The sequence below is a fragment of the Saccharomonospora saliphila YIM 90502 genome, from assembly GCF_000383795.1.
Classification (GTDB): domain Bacteria; phylum Actinomycetota; class Actinomycetes; order Mycobacteriales; family Pseudonocardiaceae; genus Saccharomonospora; species Saccharomonospora saliphila.
The window spans coordinates 38,537-43,395 of sequence record NZ_KB912629.1; the positions used below are offsets into that span (position 1 = coordinate 38,537).

A 4,859-nucleotide genomic window follows, 5' to 3' on the forward strand; every position below is an offset into this window, starting at 1 on the left:
CGCGGCCGTGCCCAGCACCAGCACCCGCATCACGGCCCCCGCATGACGAACGCGGGCAGGCCGTCGGCGTCGGCCTCCCTCGGCGCGGGCGCCTCCAGCAATGCGTCCACGACGCCCCGGTCGGGCGAGCGGCTGCACACCGGGTCGGTCGCGGCGGCGTCCCCGGTGAGCTGGAACGCCTGGCAACGGCACCCGCCGAAGTCGATCGAGCGCCGTTCGCAGGTCCGGCACGGGTCCCGCATCCAGTCCTCGCCCCGGTAGGCGTTGAACGACTCCGAGTCGTACCAGATCCCGGCGAGCGGGCGGTCGCGCACATTCTCCAGCGGTAGCGTGGTGATCGCTGTCGCGGCCGGGCACGGTAGCACGGTGCCGTCCGGGGACACGGTGAGCTGCTGAGATCCCCAGCCGGACATGCACGGCTTCGGGTACGACTCGTAGTAGTCCGAGAGCACGTACACCAGCTCGGTCCGGCCCCGCAGCCGCTCGGCCGCCTCCCGCACGACCGGCTCGGCCGCCGCGAGCTGTTCCCGCGTGGGCATCAGGGCGCCCCGGTTACGCATCGCCCAGCCGTAGAACTGGGTGTTCGCCAGCTCCAGCCGGTCGGCGCCCATGCGTTCGGCGAGGTCGATGATGTCGGCGAGCTGGTCGTGATTCCCGCGGTGCAGGACCACGTTCATCGACAGCGGCAGCCCCAGCCGTTTCACCAGCTCGGCGGCGGCGAGCTTGCGCTCGTGCGCCTTGGCGCCCGCCAGCCGGTTCGCCAGCCCTTCCTCGGCCGCCTGCATCGACAGTTGCACGTGGGCCAGTCCCCGGTCGAGAAGGCCGGACAGCCGCTGTTCGGTCAGCGCGAGCCCGCTGGTCACGAGGTTGACGTAACAGCCGAGCCCAGCGGCGCGTTCCACCAGCTCAGGCAGGTCGGGCCGGGCGAGCGGCTCCCCACCCGACATGTGCACCTGGAGCACCCCGAGCTCCCGCGCCTGGTCCAGCACCGACAACCACGTCTCGGTGTCCAGCTCCCGCTCGCGCCCGACGAGCTCGACGGGATTCGAACAGTACGGGCAGTGCAGCGGGCACCGGTGGGTCAGCTCGGCGAGCATTCCGAGCGGCGGTGCGACCTCGGCCCGCTTCTCCGTCACGTCCATGTGATCACCTGCCGGTCCGTCAGCCGGGTGAGCAGGGTCCGCACGTCGTCCTCGCGGACACCCGCGTAGTCACGGTCGAGGGCGGCCACGATGCCCGGGACGTCGGTGCGCCCGTCGCAGAGGCGCAGCACGGCCATCGCGGTCGGGTTCGGCACGAGTACTCCTTCGGGGAACAGCACGACGTGACTGTCCCGGGTGTGGTCGTAGCTCAGGCGCACGCCGCGCCGCAGGACCGGCGTGCCGGGGGACTCGTCCGCCACCGCGCTACACCTCCACGCGCGGCGCGGCGGGCACGACCCCCGCGCGGCTCAGGGCGGTGGGGTCGGCGCCCTCGCCGGATCTCCCGTCGTCCGCGCGGGCCGGGTCGTCCTCGCGGTTGGCTCCGGACGGCCGGGCGCACGCCGTCTCGATCGCGTCGAGCATGGACCACAGCACGTCGCACTTGAACGACAGGGCACGCACCGCCGCGTCCTGTCGCGCGCGCGTGCGGCAGTGCCGTACCACGATCTCCAGCGTCTCCTGCCCCTCGCCGCTGACCGCGTCGACCCGGGTGGTGAAGTAGTCGAGGTCGTCCCGGCTGATCCAGGGGTAGTTCGCCAGCATGTCGCCGACCCGTCGGCGCATGAGGTGCCCCGAGAACATCTCGGTCAGCCCGGAGGCGACCGCCTCCACCCACGGCTTCGTCCTGGCGAAGGTGACGTAGGCGTCCACGGCGAACCGCACGCCGGGAACGACCCGGCGCTCGTCGGTCACCTCGTCCCGGCTCAGGCCCACCGCCTCGCACAGCCGCAACCAGCGTTCCGCACCGCCCTCGCCCGCGGCGCTCCCGTCGTGATAGACGATCCGGTCGAGCCAGCGCCTGCGGATCTCCGGTTCCGGGCAATTGGCGATCACGGCCGCGTCCTTCTGCGGCAGCATCCGCTGGTAGTACCACCGGTTGGCCGCCCAGATCCGCAGCTCACACGGTGTGAGTGCCCCCTCGTGCAAGCGGTGGTGGAACGGGTGTGCTCCCCAGTAACGATGTTCGAGTCCGCGCAGCGCGGCGACGAAGTCCTCTTCGGTCAGCGGCGGCACGACCAGCCTTCCTCCTCGACGACGGGAACCGGAGGCGGACGCCAGTGGGAGAAGCAGCTATGAAAGCGCTTTCCCACTGGCGTCGACACGACGCGCGCTACTCCATGCGGCCGAAGTAGGCGGTCACTTCCATCGGCGTGTCGTAGGCGTCGAAGTCCGGCGCCGTCCAGACCTCGCGGTCATCCGAATGCACCACGGTGTGCTCCTTTCCGTTCCGCGGCTGACTCCAGCGTCCACACCGTAACGAGCGGAGATCGGAAAGCGCTATCTCTCAGACCGCAAATACTCCAACTGAGCCACCACGCTCGCCTCGGCCGCGTCCCACAGCGCGGGGTCCACATCGGCGTAGACGTGCTCCACGACGGCCCGGGCGTCGGCGTCCTCGCCGAGCGTGCGCAACGCGGCGCGCACCTGGTCGAGCCGCTGCTCACGGTGTTCGGCGTAGGCGCGGGCGGTCGCGGGGAGGTCGGCAAGCTCGGGCCCGTGGCCGGGGAGCCCGAGCGCGCCGGCGGGCAGTGCGCGCAACGCGCGCAGTGACGCCAGGTAGTGGCCGAGATCGGACAGCACCGTCGTGCCGCGCCCGAGCACGGTGTCGCCGGTCAGCACGTGCGTGCGGTCGTCGTGGGTGAAGCACAGTGTCACCGAGTCGGCCGTGTGTCCCGGGGTGTGCAGGACCCGCAGCGCGAGCCCCGCCGCGCGCACGACGTCGTCGGGAGCGAGCGGGTCGCCTCCGAGGCACAGTCGCGCGTCGAACGCCCGCACCGGCGCGGACACCCGCTCGGCCAGCGGGGCGGCGCCCTCGGCGTGGTCGGGATGGTGGTGGGTGAGCACGATCAGCTCGACCGGCAGGGTCCGGGTGAGCGCGGCGAGGGAGTCGAGGTGGTCCTCGTGCGCGTAACCCGGGTCCACGACGACACATCCGGAGGCACCGGGGGCCCGCAGGACCCACGTGTTCGTCCCGTCGAGGGTCATCGTCGACGGATTGTTCTGCAACAGCACCGACGCCGCGGGGGTGACCTCGCGCAGCACACCGTAGGCGGGATGGGTCATGCCAGCTCCACTCGAACCGTGTCACCGTCCACGACCAGGCGTGGCGTGATCCTGCGAATCTCCCGCGAGGAGGCCAGCGCCTCGGCAACGCTGCCGAACTCGCCCAGGTCGGCGAGGGTGCACCAGGTGGGCGGGAGCAACGCGGTGCGCCCGGCCTCCGCGTCGGCGATCGCCTCGGCGGGGCGCTGCCATCCTGCCGTCTCGGCCTCCGTGGTGGCGCCGTCGGCGTGCTGACCGTCCGGCAGGGCGGCGACGAAGAAGCGCGTGTCGTAGCGGCGGGACTCCTGCTCGGGGGTCACCCAGTGACCCCACGGGCGCAGCAGGTCCGCGCGCACGGCGAGTCCCTCGCCCGCGAGGAACCCGGCCAGCGAGATCTCCCGCGCCTCCAGTGCCCGCCGGGCGTCGGCGTAGGCGCTGGTGTCCGACACCGTGGCGGTGTCGGTGCCCGCCAGCAGTACCCCGGATTCCTCGAAGGTTTCCCGCACGGCGGCGCACACGAGTGCGCGGGCCTGTGGTTCGGAGCAGGTGAACCGCCGCGCCCACTCGTCCGGCGGCGGGCCCACCCAGCCGACCGACGCGTCGGCGTCCCGCGGATCGACACCCCCGCCGGGGAAAACGGTCATCCCGCCCGCGAACGCCATGCCCCGAACGCGGTGCTGGAGGAACACCTCGATCCCGCCCCCGGCGCCGTCCCGCACGAGCGCCACGGTGGCGGCATCCCTCGGCTCCGCGACCCGCTCGGGGACCGGCGGCACTCCGTCCGGGTGCTCGGCCGTCACCGGGAGTACGGACCGCCGGGGTACCTCGAACACGGTGGGCATCGACCGGCCTGCACCCGAGCCCGCCCCGCCGGTCATGGCCGCACCCCGGCCAAGCGCGGGCGACTGTGAATCCGAAACACCGTCACGACCAGCACCCTAACCACCGGTCGTTCCCGCCGACCACCCGCCGTCCGGCCCCTGTCCGCCGGATGCGGTGAGCCGCCGAGGGACTCCCTCACCAGTGCGCCGTCCGGCCGTGGGCGCGCGCGAGCGAGGGGTCCTTCGCGGCAACGCGGGTGACGCCGCCGGGCCTGGTCAGTCGCTCCAGCGGTGCTGGGCGCCGTTGGTGCGGGTGCGGGTGGCTTCGGCGCGTTCGCGCTCGGCCAGCTCGGCGTGCAGCTCGCGCAGCAGTTCGCGGTCGCGCTCGGAGAGCTGCGGGTCGTCCAGGTTCAGATCGGGCGCCCCGCCGCCGTCCGCGCGGTTGGTCAGGCCCGCGATCGCCCTGCCCCGCTCGGAGTCCTCCGCGATCGCCGCCCGGAGCTGCGCGACATCCTCCGGGCTCATCTCCGTGGTCTGGGCAACCTTGTTCTCGAACTCGGCCAGCACCTCGGCCGCCGACTCCACGGCGGAGGTCAGTTCCTGTTCCGAGGTCTGATCCGGCTCGGCGCCCGAGTCAGGGCCGGCCTCCCGCGTGTGCTCGCGCGCCGGTGCGGGTCCGGCCGCGGGCCGTTCCGACACCGATCCCGACAGCGCCTCCGTGGTGGGTTCCGGAAAGTCCGTCGCCGTGGTGCCGACCGCAGGGGCGGCCGTGTCCGGCGAGTCGGTCACCGGT

5 protein-coding genes and 2 pseudogenes are annotated in these 4,859 nt (G+C 72.8%); all 7 read right to left on the minus strand.

Translation table 11 applies throughout. The features are described 5' to 3' along the window. Nucleotides 1–29: 29 nt before the first annotated feature. Entirely contained in the window at nt 30–1,142 is a 1,113-nt protein-coding gene (pqqE, locus tag SACSA_RS0104280) for a pyrroloquinoline quinone biosynthesis protein PqqE (RefSeq protein WP_019813812.1), read from the minus strand. Then, nucleotides 1,133–1,402 (minus strand): pyrroloquinoline quinone biosynthesis peptide chaperone PqqD, encoded by a 270-nt coding sequence (gene pqqD / locus SACSA_RS0104285; RefSeq protein WP_019813813.1) that lies wholly within the window; start codon nt 1,400–1,402, stop codon nt 1,133–1,135. Before pqqD ends, pqqE begins: the two co-directional genes overlap by 10 nt. A gap of 133 nt (nt 1,403–1,535) precedes the next feature. Next, a pseudogene (gene pqqC, locus SACSA_RS0104290) lies at nt 1,536–2,222 on the minus strand (pyrroloquinoline-quinone synthase PqqC); the annotation flags it as partial. A 91-nt stretch (nt 2,223–2,313) separates the two neighbouring features. Continuing rightward, nucleotides 2,314–2,412, minus strand: coding sequence for a pyrroloquinoline quinone precursor peptide PqqA (gene pqqA / locus SACSA_RS0104295; protein WP_019813815.1), 99 nt, complete (start codon nt 2,410–2,412; stop codon nt 2,314–2,316). A 68-nt stretch (nt 2,413–2,480) separates the two neighbouring features. Continuing rightward, entirely contained in the window at nt 2,481–3,266 is a 786-nt protein-coding gene (locus tag SACSA_RS0104300; protein WP_019813816.1) for an MBL fold metallo-hydrolase, read from the minus strand. Next, a complete protein-coding gene (locus SACSA_RS0104305; RefSeq protein WP_019813818.1) occupies nt 3,263–4,123 on the minus strand; it encodes an NUDIX hydrolase in 861 nt (286 codons plus the stop codon). The genes SACSA_RS0104300 and SACSA_RS0104305 overlap by 4 nt, the downstream gene beginning before the upstream one ends. A 219-nt stretch (nt 4,124–4,342) precedes the next feature. Next, nucleotides 4,343–4,859: pseudogene (locus SACSA_RS26605) on the minus strand (hypothetical protein); the annotation flags it as partial.